Source organism: Diaphorobacter sp. LR2014-1 (genome assembly GCF_002916785.1).
Classification (GTDB): Bacteria; Pseudomonadota; Gammaproteobacteria; order Burkholderiales; family Burkholderiaceae_C; genus Diaphorobacter; species Diaphorobacter nitroreducens.
The window spans coordinates 215,930-236,207 of sequence record NZ_MTBE01000003.1; the positions used below are offsets into that span (position 1 = coordinate 215,930).

General features: G+C 66.3%; 21 protein-coding genes. 10 read left to right on the top strand and 11 right to left on the bottom strand.

The annotated features are described in order from the left end of the window. Window positions 1–31: 31 nt before the first annotated feature. From BV908_RS04320 to BV908_RS04330, 3 genes are all read right to left on the bottom strand, one after another. Complete coding sequence (locus tag BV908_RS04320) at window positions 32–1,009, bottom strand: tripartite tricarboxylate transporter substrate binding protein (protein WP_103737328.1); 978 nt, start codon at window positions 1,007–1,009, stop codon at window positions 32–34. A gap of 79 nt (window positions 1,010–1,088) precedes the next feature. Continuing rightward, on the bottom strand, window positions 1,089–1,988 hold the full coding sequence (gene xerD / locus BV908_RS04325; RefSeq protein WP_041836206.1) for a site-specific tyrosine recombinase XerD: 900 nt from the start codon (window positions 1,986–1,988) through the stop codon (window positions 1,089–1,091). 69 nt (window positions 1,989–2,057) lie between these two features. Beyond that, window positions 2,058–3,020: a tripartite tricarboxylate transporter substrate binding protein BugE gene (locus BV908_RS04330; protein WP_103737329.1), complete on the bottom strand. Its 963-nt coding sequence runs from the start codon at window positions 3,018–3,020 to the stop codon at window positions 2,058–2,060. A gap of 152 nt (window positions 3,021–3,172) precedes the next feature. On the opposite strand from BV908_RS04330, the gene BV908_RS04335 reads away from it, so the two are divergent. Beyond that, on the top strand, window positions 3,173–4,090 hold the full coding sequence (locus BV908_RS04335) for an AEC family transporter (protein WP_103737330.1): 918 nt from the start codon (window positions 3,173–3,175) through the stop codon (window positions 4,088–4,090). A gap of 58 nt (window positions 4,091–4,148) precedes the next feature. On the opposite strand, the gene queG is transcribed toward BV908_RS04335, so the two are convergent. After that, window positions 4,149–5,201: a tRNA epoxyqueuosine(34) reductase QueG gene (queG, locus tag BV908_RS04340; RefSeq protein WP_172751347.1), complete on the bottom strand. Its 1,053-nt coding sequence runs from the start codon at window positions 5,199–5,201 to the stop codon at window positions 4,149–4,151. Window positions 5,202–5,240: 39 nt separating this feature from the next. On the opposite strand from queG, the gene tsaE reads away from it, so the two are divergent. The 4 genes from tsaE (at window position 5,241) to BV908_RS04360 (ending at window position 7,886) form a co-directional block, all read left to right on the top strand. Then, a complete protein-coding gene (gene tsaE / locus BV908_RS04345) occupies window positions 5,241–5,723 on the top strand; it encodes a tRNA (adenosine(37)-N6)-threonylcarbamoyltransferase complex ATPase subunit type 1 TsaE (protein WP_231403484.1) in 483 nt (160 codons plus the stop codon). Continuing rightward, complete coding sequence (locus BV908_RS04350) at window positions 5,720–7,168, top strand: N-acetylmuramoyl-L-alanine amidase (RefSeq protein ID WP_011804424.1); 1,449 nt, start codon at window positions 5,720–5,722, stop codon at window positions 7,166–7,168. Before tsaE ends, BV908_RS04350 begins: the two co-directional genes overlap by 4 nt. A 34-nt stretch (window positions 7,169–7,202) precedes the next feature. Next, window positions 7,203–7,535: a cupin domain-containing protein gene (locus BV908_RS04355; protein WP_103737331.1), complete on the top strand. Its 333-nt coding sequence runs from the start codon at window positions 7,203–7,205 to the stop codon at window positions 7,533–7,535. A 120-nt stretch (window positions 7,536–7,655) separates the two neighbouring features. Further along, window positions 7,656–7,886: a glycine zipper domain-containing protein gene (locus tag BV908_RS04360; RefSeq protein WP_015912630.1), complete on the top strand. Its 231-nt coding sequence runs from the start codon at window positions 7,656–7,658 to the stop codon at window positions 7,884–7,886. 108 nt (window positions 7,887–7,994) lie between these two features. Here the strand turns inward: BV908_RS04360 and BV908_RS04365 are convergent, their stop codons facing one another. Then, a complete protein-coding gene (locus tag BV908_RS04365) occupies window positions 7,995–8,657 on the bottom strand; it encodes a DedA family protein (protein ID WP_015912629.1) in 663 nt (220 codons plus the stop codon). Between the two features lie 213 nt (window positions 8,658–8,870). On the opposite strand from BV908_RS04365, the gene BV908_RS04370 reads away from it, so the two are divergent. From BV908_RS04370 to gdhA, 3 genes are all read left to right on the top strand, one after another. Then, window positions 8,871–9,122, top strand: a complete 252-nt coding sequence (locus BV908_RS04370) for a glycine zipper 2TM domain-containing protein (protein ID WP_011804420.1) — start codon at window positions 8,871–8,873, stop codon at window positions 9,120–9,122. A 43-nt stretch (window positions 9,123–9,165) separates the two neighbouring features. Next, window positions 9,166–11,139 carry a DNA mismatch repair endonuclease MutL gene (mutL, locus tag BV908_RS04375; RefSeq protein WP_103737332.1) on the top strand — a complete coding sequence of 658 codons (1,974 nt, stop codon included), beginning with the start codon at window positions 9,166–9,168 and terminating at the stop codon, window positions 11,137–11,139. Window positions 11,140–11,469: 330 nt separating this feature from the next. After that, on the top strand, window positions 11,470–12,813 hold the full coding sequence (gene gdhA, locus BV908_RS04380; RefSeq protein ID WP_103737333.1) for an NADP-specific glutamate dehydrogenase: 1,344 nt from the start codon (window positions 11,470–11,472) through the stop codon (window positions 12,811–12,813). A gap of 64 nt (window positions 12,814–12,877) precedes the next feature. On the opposite strand, the gene BV908_RS04385 is transcribed toward gdhA, so the two are convergent. Together BV908_RS04385 and BV908_RS04390 are read right to left on the bottom strand one after the other, a co-directional pair. Then, window positions 12,878–13,507 (bottom strand): LysE family transporter, encoded by a 630-nt coding sequence (locus BV908_RS04385; RefSeq protein WP_103737334.1) that lies wholly within the window; start codon window positions 13,505–13,507, stop codon window positions 12,878–12,880. 43 nt (window positions 13,508–13,550) lie between these two features. Next, entirely contained in the window at window positions 13,551–14,156 is a 606-nt protein-coding gene (locus BV908_RS04390) for an ATP-binding cassette domain-containing protein (RefSeq protein WP_103737335.1), read from the bottom strand. A gap of 48 nt (window positions 14,157–14,204) precedes the next feature. Between BV908_RS04390 and BV908_RS04395 the strand changes: the two genes are divergently transcribed. After that, window positions 14,205–14,573, top strand: coding sequence for a hypothetical protein (locus BV908_RS04395; protein WP_103737336.1), 369 nt, complete (start codon window positions 14,205–14,207; stop codon window positions 14,571–14,573). A gap of 32 nt (window positions 14,574–14,605) precedes the next feature. Beyond that, window positions 14,606–16,408 (top strand): ABC transporter transmembrane domain-containing protein, encoded by a 1,803-nt coding sequence (locus BV908_RS04400; RefSeq protein ID WP_103737337.1) that lies wholly within the window; start codon window positions 14,606–14,608, stop codon window positions 16,406–16,408. Between the two features lie 53 nt (window positions 16,409–16,461). Here the strand turns inward: BV908_RS04400 and BV908_RS04405 are convergent, their stop codons facing one another. The 4 genes from BV908_RS04405 to BV908_RS04420 are packed head-to-tail and all read right to left on the bottom strand — an operon-like array spanning window position 16,462 to window position 20,271. Beyond that, window positions 16,462–16,923, bottom strand: a complete 462-nt coding sequence (locus BV908_RS04405) for a DUF1178 family protein (RefSeq protein WP_210433991.1) — start codon at window positions 16,921–16,923, stop codon at window positions 16,462–16,464. A gap of 12 nt (window positions 16,924–16,935) precedes the next feature. Next, on the bottom strand, window positions 16,936–17,259 hold the full coding sequence (locus BV908_RS04410; protein WP_103737339.1) for a DUF2818 family protein: 324 nt from the start codon (window positions 17,257–17,259) through the stop codon (window positions 16,936–16,938). 18 nt (window positions 17,260–17,277) lie between these two features. Next, on the bottom strand, window positions 17,278–18,771 hold the full coding sequence (nuoN, locus tag BV908_RS04415; protein ID WP_103737340.1) for an NADH-quinone oxidoreductase subunit NuoN: 1,494 nt from the start codon (window positions 18,769–18,771) through the stop codon (window positions 17,278–17,280). Between the two features lie 24 nt (window positions 18,772–18,795). Then, a complete protein-coding gene (locus tag BV908_RS04420; protein ID WP_103737341.1) occupies window positions 18,796–20,271 on the bottom strand; it encodes an NADH-quinone oxidoreductase subunit M in 1,476 nt (491 codons plus the stop codon). Window positions 20,272–20,278 lie beyond the last annotated feature (7 nt).

A 20,278-nucleotide genomic window follows, 5' to 3' on the forward strand; every position in this document is an offset into this window, starting at 1 on the left:
GGGCCGGCCGGCGCGCGCACGGGGGCAGCCGTCAGTTCAGGCGGATGTTGGCGGCGCGGATGATGCGCGCGTTGCGCTGCGACTCCGCCGCGATCTGCCGGCGAAATGCCTCGGCGCTGCCGCCCGTGGGCACGTTGTCCGAAGCCTCCAGGCGCGCCTGGATGTCGGGCAGCGCCAGCGCACGGTTGATCTCGGCATTCAAGCGCTCCAGCACCGCGGCCGGCACGCCCGCTGGCGCGAACATGCCGAACACCGAATTCAGGTTGGCCGCGGGCAGGCCCAGTTCGCCCAGCGTGGGCACGTTCGGCAGGGTGGTCAGCCGCGCGGGCGCACCCACGGCCAGCGGGTGCAGCTTGCCCGCCTTGATCTGCTGCATCACTGCCGGGCCGGCGTTGGTGGACAGCACCTCGAACTGACCCGAAAGCGCATCGTTCAGTTGTTGCCCGCCGCCCTTGTAGGGCACGTGCGTGATCTGCACGCCGCTGCCCTGCATGATGTGTTCCAGCATGATGTGGCCCAGCGACGCCAGCCCCGATGTGGCCCATCGCACCTGGCCCGGCTGCGCCTTGGCGGTCGCCAGCAGGTTGCGGAAGTCACGCTCCTTGGCGGCCTGCGTGCCCAACAACAGCACGGGCGAGTACATCACGCTGGCCACGGGCACGATGTCGCGCGTTGCGTCGTACGGCGGCGTGCCCAGGTGCGGGTTGAGCACCAGCGGGCTGATCGCCGAGAAGCCCAGCGTGTAACCATCCGGCGCCGCCTTGGCCACCGCGTCCATGCCGATGGTGCCGCCCGCGCCGGCCTTGTTCTCCACCACCACGGGCGTGCCCAGGCGTTCGGACAGTTTGTCGCCCAACGCGCGGGCGACCACGTCGCTGACGCCGCCCGCGGGATAGGCCACGATGATGCGGATGGGCTTGGCGGGCCAAGTCTGGGCCTGCGCGCCCAGGGGCAGCGCGGCAGCCAGCGCGAGGGAGGCCAGCACGCGACGGCGCACGGAATCTGTCATTGCAACTCCAGAGTTTCAAGAAAGAGCGCGATTTTTCACCCGTTTGCCGCTGTCCGCCGGCACTCCGCGCCATGCCCCTTCAACCGCGCGGATGGTGCTGCGCATGCAGCGCCTTCAGCCGCTCGCGCGCCACGTGGGTGTAGATGGTGGTGGTGGAAATGTCGGCGTGGCCCAGCAGCAGTTGCACCACGCGCAGGTCCGCACCGTGGTTCAACAGGTGCGTGGCAAAGGCATGGCGCAGCGTGTGGGGCGACAGCGGCGCGGTGATGCCTGCAGCCTGCGCGCATTTCTTGACGATGACCCAGAACATCACGCGCGACATGGCCGCGCCGCGCTGCGTGACGAACAGGTCATCCGTTTGCTGACCGCCCAGGATGGCGCCACGCCCCTCGGCCAGGTAGCGCTGCAGCCAGCGGTGCGCCTCTTCGCCAAAGGGCACCAGCCGCTCCTTGCCGCCCTTGCCCATGACGCGCAGCACGCCTTCGGCCAGCCCCAGGTGGAAGGTTTTCAGCGTGACCAGCTCGCTCACGCGCAGGCCGCTCGCGTACATCAGCTCCAACATGGTGCGGTCGCGCAGGCCCAGCGGCGTGGCATCGTCCGGCGCATGCAGCAGGGCCTCCACCTGCGCCTGCGTCAGCGTCTTGGGCACGCGCAGCGGCTGGCGCGCGGCTTGCAGGCGCACTGTGGGGTCGGCTGCGATGCGCCGCTCGCGCAATGCCCAGTGGAAGTAGCGCCGCAGCACGGTGAGGCGGCGGTTGGCCGACGTGGCGCGCGTCTGCGCGTGGCGGGCAGCGAAGTAGCCCTGCAGGTGGTGCTCGGCCGTGGCATCCAGCGCCAGCGGAGGGTTCTGCTGCGCCAGCCATTGGGCATACAGCGTGAGGTCCCGGCGGTAGGCGGCCAGCGTGTTGCGCGACAGGCCGTCCTCCAGCCACAGGGCGTCGATGAAGGGGTCTATGGCGTTCTGGCTGTCGGGCAACATGGCGAAAACCATAGCATCAAAAAAACGCCCGCGGCAGGCGGGCGTTTTTCAGAGGGCTGGGGGGCGCGCTTATTCCAGCGTGAGCTTCTGCTTTTGCACCACCTGCTTGTACACGCCGAACTCGGCCTTGATCTGCTCGGCGAACTGCTCGGGCGTGTTGGCGACGATGATCGAGTCGGTGTCCTCGATGCGCTTGCGCACGGCGGCATCTTCCAGCGCCTTCTTCACGCCGCCGTTGATCTTGTCCACCACGTCCTTGGGCAGGTTCTTGGGGCCCAGGATGCCGTAGTAGGCCATGCGGTTCACCGGCTCCAGGCCCACTTCCTTGAAGGTGGGCACATTGGGCAGCGCCGCCACGCGCTGCGGCGCGGACACCACGATGGGCACAAGCTTGCCGCTCTTGATGAAGGGCAACGCCGAGGGCAGGTTGTCGAAGATGATGGGCACCTGACCCGCCACGGTGTCGTTGAGTGCCGGACCCGCGCCGCGGTAGGGAATGTGCGTGACGAAGCTGTTGGTGAGGCTCTTGTACAGCTCCATCAGCAGGTGGCCGATGCCGCCTGTGCCCGAGGACGCGTACGAGTACTTGCCGGGGTTCTTCTGGATCTCCGCCAGGAAGGACTTGTAGTCCTTGGCCGGGAAGCTGGGATGCACCGCGATGATGTTGGGCGTGGCCGCGATGTTGATGATGGGCGTGAAGTCCGTGATCGGGTTGTACGGGATCTTGGAGTTGATGGCCGGATTGGTCGCCGTGGTGGACACGGTGGCCACGCCCAGGTTGTACCCATCGGGCGCTGCGCGCGCCGTTTCCTGCGCGCCAATCACGCCGCCGCCGCCGCCCCGGTTCTCCACCACCACCGACTGGCCGAGCGCGCGCGACAGTGGGTCGGCGATCACGCGGGCGATGATGTCGGTGGTGCCGCCGGGCGCGAAGGGCACCAGCAGCTTGACGGGCTTGTTGGGGTAGCCCTGGGCGAAGGCGGTGCCCGCGGTGGCCGCCAGCGCCAAAGCCAGCAGGTTGCGACGTTGCATGCGAAATCTCCTCATCAAATTGTGTTTGGTGGAAAAAACAGGGGGTAGGCGGCGATCCTACGGTGCCATGCCGCTTTGACCACCGCGGGCGCCGCGCTGATTTGTTGGGAGTTTCCCCAATCATTCGCGCCGCCGGCCTACAGCGCCACGGTATGCTGCGCGCCGTGAGTTACGTGCAGCTTCTTCTCCCGGATTTCTCGCTGATCCTGTTCGGCTACCTGCTGTGCCGCTACACGCCCCTCAACCGCTCCGTCTGGCAGCCGGTGGAAAGCCTGGTGTATTACCTGCTGTTCCCGGTGCTGCTGTTCCAGTCCATCGTCAAGAGCCCCATCAACGTGGGCGAGGCCACCGGCCTGGTGGTGGCCGGCGTGGGCACGGGCCTGTGCGGCGTGGTGCTGGCCTACAGCCTGCCGCACCTGCCCTGGCTGGGCAGGCACATCGACCGGCGCGACCACGCGGCGGCGGCGCAGGTGGCCTTCCGCTTCAACTCCTTCATCGTGCTGGCCCTGGCCGAGCGCCTGGCGGGTGCGCAGGGCCTGCTCATGGTGGCGGTGCTGATTGGCGTGTGCGTACCGCTGCTGAACGTGGCCGCCGTGTGGCCCATGGCGCGCGGCGGCCAGCAGGGCTTCGTGCGCGAACTGCTGCGCAACCCGCTGATCATCGCCACGGCGACGGGGCTGGCGGCCAACCTGCTGGGCTTTCGCATCCCGCCGTGGCTGGAGCCCACGGTGGGTCGCATCAGCGCCGCGTCGCTGGCGCTGGGGCTCATGGCGGCAGGCGCGGGCATGCAGTTCGGCCTGCTCACGCGCAGCAAGCTGCTGTCTGCATCGGTGCTGACCATTCGCCACCTGGCACAGCCGCTGATCGCCTGGGGGTTCGCGCATCTGCTGGGGCTGGACGCCACGCAGACCTCGGTGCTGATGGCGTTCTGCGCCGTGTCCACGGCATCAACCTGTTATGTACTCGCCGCGCGCATGGGCTACAACGGCGCGTATGTCGCGGGCTTGGTCACGCTCTCCACGGTGCTGGGGGTGGTGAGCCTGCCCTTCGCTCTGGGCTTGTTGCGTTGATGCTATTTAATTAATAGCTACTCGCGCTTACCCTGCATGCGTTGCAGGCCATTTTTATTCAGTTTTCCTGTGCCAGCGCCCAGGCCACATGCTCGCGCACCAGCGGGCTCGGGTCATCAGCGCGTGCGGCCAGAGCGGCGCGAACGACAGGGTCGCGGGTCGCGCGCAACGCATTGCCCAGCGCCACGGCGATGTTGCGCAGCCAGCGCTCATGGCCGATGCGACGGATCGGGCCGCCCTCGGTCATGCGCAGGAAGGTCTCCTCGTCCCACGTAAACAGATGCACGAGCTGCTGCCCCACCAGCCCCGCGCGCACATCGAAATCGGGCAGGCTGCTGGTCTGCGCGAACTTGTTCCACGGGCAGATGAGCTGGCAATCGTCGCAGCCATAGATGCGGTTGCCCATGAGCGGGCGCAACTCCAGCGGAATGTGCCCGGCGTGCTCGATGGTGAGGTAGGAGATGCAGCGGCGCGCATCCAGGCGGTACGGCGCGATGATGGCCTGCGTGGGGCAGACATCGATACATGCCTGGCAACTGCCGCAGTGGTGCGTGACGGGCTCGGTGGGTTCAAGGGGCATATCCACATAGATCTCGCCCAGAAAGAACATCGAGCCGGCCTCGCGGCTCAGCACCAGTGTGTGCTTGCCGCGCCAGCCCTGGCCGCTGCGGCGCGCAAGCTCGGCCTCCAGCACCGGCGCCGAGTCGGTGAACACGCGGTGGCCAAAGGGCCCTACTGCCTCAGCAACGCGGTCGCTGAGCTTTTGCAGCCGCGCGCGCAGCACCTTGTGGTAATCGCGTCCCCGGGCGTAGACGGAAACCACCGCCTCGGTGGGTCGCGCCAGCCGGCCAAGTTCAATGGCCTGCCAGCCTTCGGAGGCTTCCAGCGCCATCGCGCGCGGCAGGTAGTCCATGCGCGCAGTGATCACGCTCACGGTGCCGGGCACCAGCTCCGCCGGGCGGGCACGCTTCAGGCCATGCGCCGCCATGTAATGCATCTCGCCATGGAACCCTTGGGCCAGCCATTGCATCAATCCGGGCTCGGCGGAGGACAAGTCCACGCCGGCCACCTTGATTTGGGAAAATCCCAGCTCGCGGGCCCAGCCTTGTATTTGAGGAACGAGTTGACTGCTGCACACCATCAACACCCGATTGTAGAAACGCCGCACTGCCTGTCGCTGCAATGGAAGGACGAGGAGGACACGGCACGCTTCGCCGTGCGCCTGGCCGCGCAGCCCGGCCTGCGCAATGCCTTCATCGCCCTGCATGGCGACCTGGGTGCAGGCAAGACCACGCTGGTGCGCCACCTGCTGCGCGCCCTGGGCGTGCAGGGGCGCGTCAAGAGCCCCACCTACGCCGTGGTCGAGCCGCACCAGGCACCAGGACTGAACATCTGGCACTTCGACTTCTACCGTTTCAGCGACCCGCGCGAGTGGGAAGACGCAGGCTTTCGCGACATCTTCGCCAGCCCCGGCCTGAAGCTGGCCGAGTGGCCTGGCCATGCAGGAACCCTCATCCCGCCTGCGGATATTGCTATTCACATTGAAGCGGAGGATGATTCAGCCCGGCACGTGACGCTGCGAGCCCACACGCCCCATGGCAGCGCCATACTGCAAGGACTGGACACCCCATGAGCGATGCCCGCCGCCCTTCCCCCCTTCACAGCCGCCGCACCCTGCTGCGCGCGGGTAGCCTGGTGCTGCTGCTGGGCACGCAGCAGATCGCACGCGGCGCCACCATCGTCGCGGTGCGTGTCTGGCCCGCGCCCGACTATTCACGGGTGACCATCGAATCGGACCGCGCGCTCACGGCCCGCCAGACCTTCGTGGACACGCCGCCGCGCCTGGCCGTGGACATCGAGGGTATCGACCTCAACCCCTCGCTGCGCGAACTGGTCGCCAAGGTGCGCGCAGACGATCCCAACATCGCCGGCATCCGCGTGGGCCAGAACGCGCCCGGCGTGGTGCGCCTGGTGGTGGACCTGAAGCAGGCGGCGCGGCCGCAGGTCTTCACGCTGCAGCCCGTGGCCGCGTACCAGCACCGGCTGGTGTTCGACCTGTATCCCGCGCAGCCGCCCGACCCGCTGGAGGCACTGATCGCCGAGCGGCTGCGCGACGCCACCGCGCCGCTGCCCGGCAGCGCGGGTACGGGGCGCGCCATGGCAGTCACCCCATTGACGGACCCTCTGGGTGACCTGATTGCACGGCATTCCGCACCGCAGGCCATGCCCCCTGCCCTGCCCGTGCCGGGCACGGCGGTGGCAACCGCACCCGTGGCGCCGGCACCCGCCGCCCCGGCGCGCCCTGCCGCGCCCGCCACCCCGCCTACGACGGCCCGAGCGGCGTATTCCACCGACCGCCTCATCATCATCGCGCTGGACCCCGGCCACGGCGGCGAAGACCCGGGCGCCATCGGCCCGCGCGGCACGCGCGAAAAGGACGTGGTGCTGAAAGTGGCGCACCTGCTGCGCGACCGCATCAATGCCACGCAGGTGGGCGGCAACCCCATGCGCGCCTTCCTCACGCGCGACGGTGACTTCTTCGTGCCGCTGGCGGCGCGCGTGGACAAGGCGCGGCGCGTGCAGGCGGACCTGTTCGTGTCCATCCACGCCGACGCCTTCACCACCCCGTCGGCACGCGGCGCCAGCGTGTTCGCGCTGAGCCAGGGCGGCGCGTCCAGCTCGGCCGCGCGCTGGCTGGCCAACAAGGAGAACGAGGCCGACCTGATCGGCGGCGTGAACCTGGGCGCCCAGCAGGACCGCCATGTGCAGCGCGCGCTGCTGGACATGAGCACCACGGCGCAGATCAACGACAGCCTGAAGCTCGGCAGCGTGCTGCTGGGCGAGATCGGCGGCATGGCCAAGCTGCACAAGCCGCGCGTGGAGCAGGCGGGCTTTGCCGTGCTCAAGGCGCCCGACATTCCCAGCGTGCTGGTGGAGACGGCCTTCATCAGCAACCCCGAGGAAGAGTCCAAGCTGCGGTCCGCCGCGTATCAAGAGCAGTTGGCCGACGCGCTGATGCGCGGCATCGTCCGATACTTCGCGAAAAACCCGCCGCTGGCGCGCAGCCGCACCGTCTGAGCAGCGCGGCCGTGCCGGCGGCCAGGAGACCGCCATGGCACTGCCCCACGCCCAGTCCTGCGAAGTCGTCAGCCTCCGGCCCCTGGGGCCGCGCCTGCACGACACCCCCACCAGCGCCCTCATCAAGGCCGGCCAGCTGGAAGTGATCCGCGTGGTGCTGCCCGCCGGTAAAGAGCAGCACCAGCACGACGCACCGGGTGAGGTCACGCTGCTGTGCCTGGAGGGCGAGGTGCTTTTCCAGGCCGGCGCGCAGTCGCATACCCTGCGCGAAGGCGACTTCCTGCACCTGGTGCCGCGCATTCCGCATGTGCTGCGGGCGCTGCAGGACGCCTCGCTGCTGGTGACGATCTGTCTCGCACCGGGTTAGGGCCTGGGGCCGCCGCGTCCTACACGCGCCGGCAAGACGGGCCTACACCGGCGCGGGGCCTGCGGGGTGACAGTTGAGTCACGGCCCCACACCGGGGTCTGTTGACCATAAGGAGCCACCATGCAATACCGCCACCTTCTCTCCGCCGCCGCCTGCGCAGCCGCCCTGGGCCTGGTGGGCTGCTCGTCCAATCCCACCAACGCCCAGATCGGCACCGGTGTCGGCGCCGTGGCTGGCGGCGCACTCGGTAGCGCCGTGGGCGGCACGGCCGCCACCATTGGCGGCGCCGCCGCTGGCGCGCTGATCGGCCACGAACTGGGTGAGGACCGGGACCGCGATCGCCGCCGTTGACGGCCCGCCTGAGAGCCTCACCATGCAGAACGCCACCCCTCTCGCGAGGCGGTGGCGTTTTATATGGAATATGGCCTTAACGCGCTTCTAGCAAGCGCGACTAGCTATCTATTCAATAGCAACCGCAGTTCCCTGTGCCTTGCGCCCGGCGCGCCATGCGCCAAAGATGGCAATCAGGCCGGGGATGAAGATCATGGCCCAGATGATCTTGTCCAGATGCCGCTGCACCCAGGCCATGTTTCCAAAGAAGTACCCCGCCGTGCAGATGCCCACGACCCACAGTACCGCACCACCGACGTTGTAGGCCGTGAACTTGCCCCGCCCCATGGCCGCCACGCCGCCCACGAAGGGAGCGAACGTGCGGATGAAGGGCATGAAGCGCGCCAGCACGATGGTGATGCCGCCATAGCGCTCATAGAACGCATGGGCCTGGTCGAAGGCCTTCTTGTTGAACCAGCGCGAGCTTTCCCACTGGAATACCTTGGGTCCGAAATAGCGCCCGATGCTGTAGTTGCACTGGTCGCCCAGGATCGCCGCAGCCAGCAGAACCGCGCAGGCCAGCGGGAAGTTCATCAACCCTGCACCGCTGAGCGCCCCCACCACGAACAGCAGCGAGTCACCCGGCAAAAAGGGCATCACCACCACGCCCGTCTCCACGAACACGATGATGAACAGCAGCGCGTACACCCAGGGGCCATAGCTGGCCACGAAGGCGGCGAGATGCTTGTCCACATGCAGGATGAAATCGATCAGGAACGCAAAGACTTCCAAAACACAAACCTCCCGTTGGCGAAGTGCGCCGTAATGTACCCGCGCCCCCAATGCCCCTGGTTGCACCACACCACCATTGGCAATTGCTCACACTTGTTGGCAATTGGCAAACAAGCCGCGGGGCACACTTCACACGGCCGCGCCATAGTGCACCCACGGCGTGAGCACCGCGCCGCACCTCATTACAAGACCATTTTCCCGAAAGGAACCGCCATGACCGTCCTCCGCCACAGCCGCCTGATCGCCACTGCCGCACTGCTCACGGGCGCCCTTGCACTGGGCGGCTGCGCCCACCGGCCCAGCAACGCACAGATCGGCACGGGCGTCGGCGCCGTGGCCGGTGGCCTGGTGGGCAGCGCGGTGTTCGGCTCCACGCTGGGTACCGTGGGCGGCGCCGCCGCCGGCGCGCTGATCGGCAACGAGGTCGGCCGCAACAACGACCGCGGCTACCGCCACCGCCACTGACCCTTACAGCACCCGCGGTCGCATCGCCACCTAAAATCCCCGCGTGACCGCACAGCCTTCCGACACCGCCCTCGCCCCCGCGCCCCGGCGCCCCATTCGCGACCTGCCCGACGAGCTCATCAGCCAGATCGCGGCCGGCGAAGTGGTGGAGCGCCCCGCGTCTGCCGTGCGCGAGCTGGTGGACAACGCCCTGGATGCGGGCGCCACCCAGATCACCGTGCGCCTGCTGGCCGGCGGCGTACGCCTGATCGCCGTGGAGGACGACGGCAGCGGCATCCCGCAGGATGAGCTGCCGGTGGCCCTGCGCCGCCACGCCACCAGCAAGATCACCAACCTGCACGACCTGGAGTCGGTCGCCACCATGGGTTTTCGCGGCGAGGCGCTGGCCGCCATCGCGTCGGTGTCCGAGATGGCACTGCTGTCGCGCACCGCGCAGCAGGCCAGCGCCTTTCTGCTGGATGCGCGCAGCGGCGAACTGCGCCCCGCGGCACGCAGCCGTGGCACGACCGTGGAGGTCAAGGAGTTGTTCTTCTCTACCCCCGCGCGGCGCAAGTTCCTCAAGACCGACGCGACCGAGCTCGCCCACTGCATCGAGGCCGTGCGCCGCCATGCGCTGGCGCGGCCCGACGTGGGCTTTGCCATCTGGCACGAAGGCAAGCTGGTGGAGCAATGGCGCGCCACCCTGACCCCCGCTGCCACAGCGGACGAGGGCAAACGCCAGCAGGCCCTGCAGCAGCGCCTGAGCGACGTGCTGGGCGAGGACTTCATCCGCGACTCCGTTCCTGTGCACCTGCGCCTGGGCGCGGTCACGGTGACGGGCCGCGCCGGGCTGCCCGATGCCGCCCGTTCGCGTGCAGACCAGCAGTTCTGCTACGTGAACGGCCGCTTCGTGCGCGACAAGGTGCTCACGCATGCCGCGCGCAGCGCCTACGAGGACGTGCTGCACGGCCACAAGCAGCCGGTATACGCGCTGTACGTACAGATCGACCCGCAGCGTGTGGACGTGAACGTGCACCCGACCAAGATCGAGGTGCGCTTTCGCGACAGCCGGGAGGTGCACCAGGCCGTGCGCCACGCGGTGGAGAACGCTCTGGCGGCGCCGCGCGCGCAGGCGCTGGCGGCTGCCGCCGCTTCAACTTCTGTAGCGCCTGCCGCTCCATCCGTGGGCGATTCAGATAGAAACCCGGCTCATCCCCCCTATTGGCAAGCGCAAGCAGCTATCAAATTTGAAGAGCGCGCGGGCCACAAGGTCTCTGACCTACAAGCACTCTGGGGCACATCCACGGCTGCGCCACCGCCCGGTATGCCGGCAACCACCGCCATGGCACCGGTCGCTCCAGGCGCGCCCACGGCGCCGTCCTTCTCGCCCGCCAGCGCGGCTCCACTGGCTGCCGTCGACATGGCGACTGCGCCCGTCGAGGATGCACACACCTGGCCGCTGGGCCGCGCCGTGGCGCAGGTCCATGGCGTGTATATCCTGGCCGAAAGCGCGCAGGGCTTGGTGGTGGTGGACATGCATGCGGCGCACGAACGCATCGTGTACGAGCGGCTCAAGGCCCAGGTGGACCAAGGTGCACGCATCGCCAGCCAGCCACTGCTCATCCCCGCCACCTTTGCCGCTACCCCCGAAGAGGTGGCGACCGCCGAGGCGCATGCCGACACGTTGGCCCAGCTGGGACTGGAGGTCGTGCCGTTCTCGCCGCGCACCCTGGCCGTGCGCGCCGTGCCCACGACGCTGGCCCAGGGCAACCCCGTGGAGCTGGCGCGCAGCGTGCTGGCCGAGCTGGCCACCCATGACGCCAGCACCGTGGTGCAGCGCGCGCAGAGCGAGATCCTTGCCACCATGGCCTGCCATGGCGCCGTGCGGGCCAATCGTCGGTTGACGCTGGACGAGATGAACGCCCTGCTGCGCCAGATGGAAGTCACCGATCGCTCCGACCAGTGCAACCACGGCCGCCCCACCTGGCGCCAACTCAGCATGAAAGAGCTGGACGCGCTGTTCCTGCGCGGGCGCTGAGCGCATCCACACACCCTCTCACGCCGCTACCACCCAGCGGCATTCCTTTCTTCCCCGACTGCCTTGCACTGCCAGCGCTGCTTTGGCGGTGCCCAGGGCGGCGCAGCCGTGCCCCTGTCAAACCGTTGCGCAATCCCGCGCAACAGGGCATTCGCCGTCGACTTCGCACCAAAAGCGCGCAAGAAAACGCACCAGCAACGCGCGACAACCCCGAAAACCTGTCCCATTGCGGGGCATCAAATCCAAAATGGTGCATAACCACATGTCGTTTTGACATAATTCGATGCTGCATTGCCGCATCGCTAAATTTCCCTTGAGCAGAAAGTCCTTATGAAGCACCAATCCGTGGGCCATTTCCTTGAACAGGTTGCACAGCGCAACCCCGGCCAGCCCGAATACCTGCAAGCCGTGACCGAGGTCATGGAAAGCCTGTGGCCGTTCATCGAAAAGAACCCGCGCTATGCCGAGCAAGGCCTGCTGGAGCGCCTGGTGGAGCCCGAGCGGGTGGTGATGTTCCGCGTGTCCTGGTTCGACGATCACGGCAATGTGCATATCAACCGCGGCTATCGCATCCAGCACAGCATGGCGATCGGCCCTTACAAGGGCGGCCTGCGCTTTCACCCCTCGGTAAACCTGTCGGTGCTGAAGTTCCTGGCCTTCGAGCAGACCTTCAAGAACGCGCTGACCACGCTGCCCATGGGCGGCGGCAAGGGTGGCTCGGACTTCGACCCCAAGGGCAAGAGCCCGGCCGAAGTCATGCGCTTTTGCCAGGCCTTCGTGACGGAGCTGTTCCGCCACGTGGGTCCCGACACCGACGTGCCCGCGGGTGATATCGGCGTGGGCGGCCGTGAGGTCGGCTTCATGGCGGGCATGTACAAGAAGCTGGCCAACAACGCCGCCAGCGTGTTCACGGGCAAGGGCCTGGCCTTCGGCGGCTCGCTGATCCGCCCCGAGGCCACCGGCTACGGCACGGTGTACTTCGCCGACGAGATGCTCAAGACCCGCGGCCGCAGCTTCGACGGCCTGCGCGTGTCCGTGTCCGGCTCGGGCAACGTGGCCCAGTACGCCGTGGAAAAGGCCATGCAACTCGGTGCCAAGGTCATCACCGTGTCGGACTCCAGCGGCACCATCATCGACGAAGACGGCTTCACCCCCGAGAAGCTGGCCATCCTGATGGACGTGAAGAACCACCATTACGGCCGCGTGAGCGACTACGCCGCCCGTACCGGCGTGAAGTTCGAAGCCGGCGTGCGTCCCTGGCATGTCAAGGTGGACGTGGCCCTGCCCTGCGCCACGCAAAACGAGCTTCATGAAGACGACGCCCGCACCCTCATCAAGAACGGCGTGCTGTGCGTGGCCGAAGGCGCCAACATGCCCTCGACCAACGAGGCAGCCAAACTGTTCGAGCAGGCGGGCGTGCTGTACGCACCGGGCAAGGCCAGCAACGCCGGTGGCGTGGCCACCTCGGGCCTGGAAATGAGCCAGAACGCCATGCGCCTGTCGTGGACCCGCGACGAAGTGGATGCGCGCCTGCTCCAGATCATGCAGGGCATTCACGCCGCCTGCCTGCAATACGGCAAGCGCGCCGATGGCAGCGTGAGCTACATCAACGGTGCCAACGTGGCTGGCTTCGTGAAGGTGGCCGACGCCATGCTGGCGCAAGGCGTGGTCTGATATCTCTGCGCAGGCCCCGCGCCTGCGGCACACCGCGCAAGCCGGCCCCTGGGCCGGCTTTTTTTTAGCGGTTGGCCGTCAGCAACAAGCCGCCAGCTCCCATGAAGAAGCCACCTGTGGCACGGTTCAGCCGCACCACGCCGCGCTGCGTGCGAATCACGCGGCGGATCTGCCGCCCGCACGTGGCATACACCGCTGTGGCCACGAATTCCGCCATCAGGTAGATGCTGCCCAGTACCAGGAACTGCCGCGCCGCGGGCTGTGCCGGATCGATGAACTGCGGGAAGACGGCCGCAAAGAGGATGATGGCCTTGGGGTTGGTGATACCCAGCAGGAACTCCTGTGCCATCAGGGCGCGCACCGAGGCGCGCGCGGGTGCGGGTGCCTCATCTCCCTCGACCAGCGCCGCGCCACCGAACTCCCGGCTGCGCCATGCGCGCCAGCCAATCCAGAACAGATAAACGGCGCCGGCCCATTTGACGGCCGTGAATGCGGCCTCCGAAGCCAGCAGCATGGCCCCCAATCCCACGGCCGAGACACTGAGGAAAATGGCGAATGCGGCCACCCGCCCCACGGTCGCGATCAGCGCGGCTGCGACACCGGCGCGGATGCCGTTGTTGAGCCCGCAGAAATTGTTGGGGCCGGGCGTGAGCGCAATGGCAACGGCGGCGGGGGCAAACAGCAGGGCTTCCACGACAACTCCTTGCGCCAGCGGGCGCGGAAAAAGGTGCGTCAGTTTATTCCGGCAGTACCACCCGGTGGCGCCAGGGCAGATCGCCCAACGCATCGTAATGCGCCACCACCAACACGCGCCCAGGGGTGCGGGGTGCACTTGCCTCCCGCTGCAGCGCCTGCAGCAGGTAGGTGATGGACGCCTTGTCCAGGCCGGCCATCAGCACCTTGCGCTGGCTGCCTGCGGAAAGCTGGTGCATGGCCTTGTGCAAATGCCCGGCAATGCCCCAGCCCGCGGCGTGGGCGCGCCAGTCCTCCTCGGACCAGCGCGCATGGAGCGTGCGCTGCCCGGCGGCCCAGTCCTGCGCCGTCATCGCCTGCGGCCACGGCGCACGCGGGTCGCGCCAAAAGACCTGTGCCCGGTATTGCGCCGGATGCTGCGTCGCGCTCGTGCCATGCAGCAGCATCCGCCCGGCCTGCGGCGTCCACTCTCCGGCCATCAGGCGCAACAGGCTGGTCTTGCCCGCCCCATCCCCACCCTGCACCAGCACCAGGCCTGCGGGAAAATCCGCGCTCCAATGCTGGAACAAGGGCCGTTGCGCAAAGCCGAAGCAGATCCCGTCGGCCCGCAACGCGGGCGGGGATGCAATAGGCTCGGGGCCCTTCAGCATGATTTCTCCTGAGGAAACAGCGCCCGCATCACAGGGCTGGGTTGTCGCATGACTTTGCATTTTCTGGATTTTGACTACAGCGAGGATGAGGAAGGCACGGCCACCTGGGATGCCGTGGCCAGCGTGCCCACGGCACGCCTGCCCGAGCTGCTGGCGGAGATTACAGCGCTGCTGGACTGGGCGCACACCGAGTTCGGCGCTCTGCGCGGCCCGGTCGAGATGGGAGGACTGTGGGACTACGACCTGCAGTGCGAGCGCGACGGGTTGCCCTTGCTGGCGCTGGGGTTCGACATCCACGAACGGCAAATTCATCCACGACCACAATCCCAGCCCCAGGCATGGGTGACCTTGACGCTGACCCTCAGTGGCGGCCCGGCCTTTGCAGCGGCGTTCATGGACCGCTTCGGCGCCACGTAACCCAGCGACTCTTCCGCCCTACACTGAGGCGCATGGCAAGGTCCACCAACGCCCAGAAAAGACCCCAGGACATGCGCCACCTGATGAGGGAACTGGCGCCGTTCCTGCGTCCCTACCGGATACACCTCGCTGGCGCGATGGCGTTTCTGCTGCTCGCCGCCTTGGCAACGCTGGCCTTTCCCACGGCCCTGCGTCAATTGATCGATGGCGCGATTAGCGCAGCCACCCCCGGGGGAAAAGGCGTCGGCGCACCGGCCTTGCGCACGCACTTTGCAGTGCTGTTCGCGGTCGCCGTGGCACTTGGATTGGCGTCGGCCGCACGCTACTACCTCATGAGCTGGCTGGGCGAACGCGTCACGGCAGATCTGCGCAACGCCGTCTACGCACACGTGCTGCGGCAGAGCCCGGAGTTCTTTGAAACCACGCAAACGGGGGAAGTGCTGTCGCGCCTCACGGCCGACACGACACTGGTGCAGACCGTCGTGGGCTCATCGCTGTCCATGGGGCTGCGCAATGCCGTGCTGGGCGCCGGCGCGCTGGGCATGCTGATCTGGAGCACGCCCTACGTGATGGCGCTCGCCTTCGGGGCCATCGTCGCCATCGTGCTGCCGTCGATGTGGATCGGACGGCGTGTACGGCGTCTGTCACGCGCAAGCCAGGACCGCGTGGCAGATGCCAGCGCCATCGCCGCAGAGGTGTTGGGCGCCATTCCCGTGGTGCAAAGCTACACCGCAGAAGCGCGCGAGGCCGCCCGCTTCGCGGCGGCTACGGAGAGTGCGCTGCGTGCAGCCCTGCGCCGCAGCGGCGCCCGTGCAGCGCTGATGGCCTTCATCATCATTGCCAGCGCCGCGCTGTTGCTGTGGGGGTTGTATCTCGGGGCCCAGGCGGTCCTTGCAGGGACGCTGTCGGCCGGGCAACTGGGGCAGACCATTCTCTATGCGATGTTTCTCGCGGGTGCCGTAGCCGTGCTGGGCGAGGTCTATGGCGACCTATTGCGCGCCGCGGGTGCGATGGAGCGGCTGATGGAACTGCTCGCAACACGCCCCACGCTTGCCGCACCATCCCGGCCCGCCATGCCGCGGGCCACAGACCTTTCGATCGAGTTCACGGGCGTAGGCTTCTCCTATCCCTCGCGCCCCGTGCCACCCGCGCTGCGCCACTTCGACCTGCGCCTGCTGCCAGGAGAAACCGTTGCGTTGGTGGGCAGCAGCGGCGCCGGCAAGTCCACCGTCTTTCAATTGCTGCAACGCTTCTACGACGTGAGCGAGGGCCGCATCACGTTGGGTGGCGTGGATTTGCGCGACATGGACCCGCAGGTGCTGCGAAGCCACATTGGCGTGGTTCCGCAAGACGCCGAGATTTTTTCCGCATCGGCCCTGGACAATATCCGCTATGGCGATCCGCAGGCGAGCCGGCACGCCGTGGAAGCGGCAGCACGCGCCGCATTTGCCCATGAATTCATCGACGCGCTGCCGCAGGGGTACGACACCTTTCTCGGCGAGCATGGCGTGCGCCTCTCAGGAGGCCAACGCCAGCGCATTGCCATAGCCCGCGCGCTGCTGAAGAACGCCCCCGTACTGCTCCTGGACGAGGCCACAAGCGCCCTGGACGCGCACAGCGAGCGTGCCGTGCAGCTTGCGCTGGACACCGCGCTTCGCCAGCATTCCCGCCAACGTATTACCCTGGTCATCGCCCACCGGCTGGCCACCGTCCAGCATGCGGACCGCATCGTGGTCATGGACCATGGAAGCATCGTCGAGCAGGGGCGGCACGAGGACTTGCTGCATCAGGGCGGCGTCTATGCCCGCTTGGCAGCGCTGCAGTTCTCGCGTTGAAGGGAAAGTGGGGGGGCGGCGCCGACGCGCTAGAGCCAGCCAGAGCCAGAACCCTAGTGCAGAGGCTCTTTCGCTGCCTGCGGCAACGCCAGCGGCAACACTGCAATACCCTCATCCAGCAGCTCGGCGGTTTCCTGGGGCGTCGCTTGGCCGCGTATGCCGCGCTCTTCCGTCTCGCCGTAGTGCATGCGGCGTGCCTCGGATGCGAAGCGGTCTCCCACGTCCTCGGTCTGCGCCATGACCCGGCGCGCCATGGCAAGCCATGCGGTCTGAAAGGCGGCAGATACCCCCTCTGGCGGAACGGGAGCGGGAACCGTCGCAGTGGCTTCCCGCGATGTGGAAGCTCCGGTGCTCAGGTTCAAGCGGGGAGCGCTGACCCCCTTGCGCACCTGCGAGTCCCCGCACATCGGACACTGCACCAGGCCACGCGCCTGCTGGCTGTGAAAGTCGCCCTCACTCGCAAACCAGCCTTCAAACGTGTGGTCGAGCGAACACAGCAGGTCGAGTACCTTCAAGGCCAACCCTCATCAGTCCTCGGCGGCACTGCGGTCGCGGCGACGCATCAGGTAGCGGTAGACGAACCCCGGAAATGCCAGCGTCACGAACAACGCCCCGGTGACCGCGTAGAACTCCCAGCCCTGGGGCGCAATCTGCCCTGCCCGTTTCTCGAACGCCAACGCCAGACCACCGACCAGGAAGTACAGCAACACCAATTCCAGCGCGCGGACGAAGAAGGGTTTGCCTTCCCGGGCACGTGCGCCGACGACCAGCCACCGGTCATTGATGAAAGGGAGATTGGCCGCCACAAGGGCGGCCAAAATTACCAGCCAGATGGCCCCCGTCTGGGTCATGGCAGCCGCGACGCCCGGTCAGGTGGCGAGGGCGCGCACGATGGCATCGGCGCACAGGGCCATGAGCCCACCCGGCAGCAGTCCCAGGACCAGGACCAGAGCGCCATTGATGGTCAGCACCACACGCACGTCCAACGGTGCGGACACGCTGGTAGCAGTCAATGGTGCGTCGAAGTACATCACCTTCACCACGCGCAGGTAGTAGAACGCGCCGATCAACGACATCATGACGGCGAATACCGCCAAGGCGATGTGCAGTACCTGCCCGGACGCAACCAGCGCTTGCAGCACGGCCAGCTTGGCATAGAAACCGACCAGCGGCGGAATACCGGCCATCGAGAACAGACACACGGCCATCACGCCTGCGTACAGCGGGCTGCGCTGGTTCAGACCGGCCAGGTCGGAAATTTCTTCGCTTTCAAAACCTTCGCGCGCCAACAGCAGGATCACACCGAAGGCCGCCAACGTGGTGAGCACATAGGTCACCACGTAGAACATGGCGGAGCTGTAGGCGTTCTCCACAGCGGTGGCGTCCACGTTGCCATGCACCACACCCGACATCAGGCCCAGCAGCACGAAGCCCATCTGAGAGATGGTGGAGTACGCCAACATGCGCTTGAGGTTGGTCTGCATGATCGCCGCAAGGTTGCCCACCAGCAGCGACCCGATGGCCAGCACTGCCAGCATCTGCTGCCAGTCGATAGCAAGCGGTAGCAGGCCGTCCACCAGCAGGCGCATCACCATGGCAAAGGCCGCCAGCTTGGGAGCACTGCCGATGAACAGCGTTACGGCAGTGGGCGCACCCTGGTAAACGTCAGGCACCCACATGTGGAAAGGAACGGCACCCAGCTTGAAGGCCAGGCCAGCCACCACAAAAACCAGCCCGAAAACCAGCACTTGGTGGCGAATCTGCCCTGCGTTGATGGCTTTGAACACCTGGCCGATGTCCAGCGAACCTGTGGCACCGTAGAGCATCGACAAGCCATACAACAGGAAGCCGCTGGCCATCGCACCCAGCACAAAATATTTCATGGCGGCTTCGGTCGCCGTGGTGTTGTCGCGGCGCATGGCTACCAGCGCGTAGCTGGAAAGCGTCATCAGCTCCAGACCCAGGTAGATCAGCAGGAAATTGTTGGCCGAAATCAGCACGAACATGCCCAGCAGGGCCAGCATGGTCAACGTGAACAATTCACCACCGCGCAACATGTCACGATCCGCAGCATAGGGGCGGCCGTAAACCAGCACGACCATCACGGCCACGGTGGCAAAGCACTTGAGCCAGTTACCCATGGCGTCGCTGACCACCATGTTGCCCCAGGCATAAAAGGTATTGCCGCTGGTGGCATACATGGCCTGCAAGGCGGCTACCACCGCCAGGGTCAGCATGGTGAGCACATAAGTGCCGGTGCGACGCGTGCTGGTTACGCCAAGATCCACCAGTGCTATCACGCAAGCCATGACCAGCAACACGATCTCAGGGTAAATCGCCAGCCAGCTGATGTTGTCAATCATCTCGTTTCTCTCAATTCAGTCTGGTCAGTTGAGCTTGGATTGCGCCACATGCCTGAGCAGGTCGGCCACGGAGGCATCCATCACATCCGTGAAGGGCTTGGGATAGATGCCCATGTACAGCACGGCAATCGCCAGCAGGCCCAGGACAAGGAATTCACGCCCGTTAATGTCCACAAGACCACGCACGTTGTCATTGGTGACGGGGCCGAGATAGACGCGCTTGTACATCCACAAGGTGTAGCTTGCCCCCAGAATCAGGCTCGTGGCAGCGCCCAGGCCCACCCAGAAATCAAACTTCACGGCGCCGATGATCACCATCCACTCACCCACAAACCCTGCCGTCGCCGGCAAGCCGCAGTTGGCCATGGCAAACAACAGCGCAAAGGCCGCGAACTTGGGCATGGTGTTGACCACGCCACCGTAGGCCGCGATCTCACGGGAGTGCACGCGGTCATACAGCACTCCAATGCACAGGAACATGGCGGCAGAGACGAACCCGTGGGCAATCATCTGCACCAGGCCGCCAGATACGCCCATGTCATTGAACACAAAGAACCCGAGGGTGACCAAACCCATGTGCGCAACCGATGAATAGGCCACCAGCTTCTTCATGTCCTTTTGCACCATCGCCACCAGCCCCACGTAGATGACGGCCACCAGCGACAGGACGATCATCAGCCATGCCCATTCATGGGAGGCATCGGGAGCAATCGGCAGCGAGAAGCGCAGGAAGCCATAGGCCCCCAGCTTCAGCATGATGGCCGCCAGCACTGCCGAGCCACCGGTCGGGGCTTCGACGTGCACATCGGGCAACCAGGTATGCACGGGCCACATCGGCACCTTCACGGCAAACGCCGCAAAGAATGCGAAGAAGAGCAAGGTCTGCGCCGTGCTGGACAGGGGCAGCTTGTGCCAGGTGGCAATATCGAAACTGCCGCCCGACTGGTTGTACAGATAGATGAAAGCCACCAGCGTCAGCAGCGAGCCCAGCAGCGTGTACAGGAAGAACTTGAAGGCCGCATAGATCTTGTTCGGCCCGCCCCAGATACCAATGATCAGGTACATGGGGATGAGCGTGGCCTCGAAGAACACATAGAACAGCAAGCCGTCCATGGCGCTGAACACGCCAACCATGAACCCCGACAGAATCAGGAATGCACCCATGTACTGGTTCACCCGCTCCGTGATCGCCTCCCAGGAGGCAATCACGACGATCACCGTGATGAAGGCCGTCAGCGGCACGAACCAGAATGCAATCCCATCCACGCCAAGATGGTAATGAACGTTGAATCGTTCAATCCACATGGCCTTTTCGACGAACTGCGCGGCAGCGCTGCCATTGTCGAAACCGCTGATGAGCGGAAGGGTGACGGCAAATCCCGCCAACGCACCAATGAGCGCCAGCCAGCGCACCACCCTCACATGCTCATCGCGCCCCAACGCCAGCAACAGGGCACCGAATGCGATGGGTACCCAGATGGCAAGACTCAACAAACCCATTTTTGTT

Coding starts and splice junctions, on each gene's coding strand:
- BV908_RS04320 (WP_103737328.1), bottom strand. CDS start 1,009: ATGACAGATTCCGTGCGCCGTCGCGTGCTGGCCTCCCTCGCGCTGGCT.
- xerD (WP_041836206.1), bottom strand. CDS start 1,988: ATGTTGCCCGACAGCCAGAACGCCATAGACCCCTTCATCGACGCCCTG.
- BV908_RS04330 (WP_103737329.1), bottom strand. CDS start 3,020: ATGCAACGTCGCAACCTGCTGGCTTTGGCGCTGGCGGCCACCGCGGGC.
- BV908_RS04335 (WP_103737330.1), top strand. CDS start 3,173: ATGCTGCGCGCCGTGAGTTACGTGCAGCTTCTTCTCCCGGATTTCTCG.
- BV908_RS04350 (WP_011804424.1), top strand. CDS start 5,720: ATGAGCGATGCCCGCCGCCCTTCCCCCCTTCACAGCCGCCGCACCCTG.
- BV908_RS04355 (WP_103737331.1), top strand. CDS start 7,203: ATGGCACTGCCCCACGCCCAGTCCTGCGAAGTCGTCAGCCTCCGGCCC.
- BV908_RS04360 (WP_015912630.1), top strand. CDS start 7,656: ATGCAATACCGCCACCTTCTCTCCGCCGCCGCCTGCGCAGCCGCCCTG.
- BV908_RS04370 (WP_011804420.1), top strand. CDS start 8,871: ATGACCGTCCTCCGCCACAGCCGCCTGATCGCCACTGCCGCACTGCTC.
- gdhA (WP_103737333.1), top strand. CDS start 11,470: ATGAAGCACCAATCCGTGGGCCATTTCCTTGAACAGGTTGCACAGCGC.
- BV908_RS04390 (WP_103737335.1), bottom strand. CDS start 14,156: ATGCTGAAGGGCCCCGAGCCTATTGCATCCCCGCCCGCGTTGCGGGCC.
- BV908_RS04395 (WP_103737336.1), top strand. CDS start 14,205: ATGACTTTGCATTTTCTGGATTTTGACTACAGCGAGGATGAGGAAGGC.
- BV908_RS04400 (WP_103737337.1), top strand. CDS start 14,606: ATGGCAAGGTCCACCAACGCCCAGAAAAGACCCCAGGACATGCGCCAC.
- BV908_RS04410 (WP_103737339.1), bottom strand. CDS start 17,259: ATGACCCAGACGGGGGCCATCTGGCTGGTAATTTTGGCCGCCCTTGTG.
- nuoN (WP_103737340.1), bottom strand. CDS start 18,771: ATGATTGACAACATCAGCTGGCTGGCGATTTACCCTGAGATCGTGTTG.
- BV908_RS04420 (WP_103737341.1), bottom strand. CDS start 20,271: ATGGGTTTGTTGAGTCTTGCCATCTGGGTACCCATCGCATTCGGTGCC.